Genomic DNA, 422 nt, shown 5'->3' with positions numbered 1-422 from the left:
CCCTTACAAAAATCTTTTGCAGATTTTTTATTTTTTGTAAATGATATAAAAAGCGTAAGTTTAAGGGGTGGTAAAAAGTCCGATAATCCAGTAAAGAAAAATATCGAATTGCTCCGTAGTCTTTACGACTCTTTTTCTTCTTTGACAACTTCTTGCATGCAGGCGGGATTTTTTATTTCGATAATGTCTTTACTTGATAGATTGCAAAAACGCTATATTGGCAGAAAACGGACGGAAGGCGTTCTTACATTCCGTGATGTGGCAAGTCTTTCAAGAACCATACTTATTGAACAGGAAGACATAAGACGCAACGAAAAAGATACTTTTAAGTCAATAATGATAGACGAATTTCAGGATAACAATGAACTGCAAAAAGACATTCTTTTTCTTCTTGCCGAAAAACGGAATAGAATGAATAAAGG

At 34.1% G+C, this 422-nt stretch carries 1 protein-coding gene; it reads left to right on the top strand.

Going from position 1 to position 422, the window contains the following annotated elements; all coding sequences use genetic code 11:
* Window positions 1-183 precede the first annotated feature (183 nt).
* Window positions 184-422, top strand: a 239-nt coding sequence (locus ACYVTD_RS17100) for a UvrD-helicase domain-containing protein (protein ID WP_461248842.1), incomplete at its 3' end; no start/stop codon positions are given.

The sequence above is a fragment of the Treponema sp. R6D11 genome (genome assembly GCF_054786075.1).
This window is presented reverse-complemented; position numbering and strand designations above follow the sequence as displayed.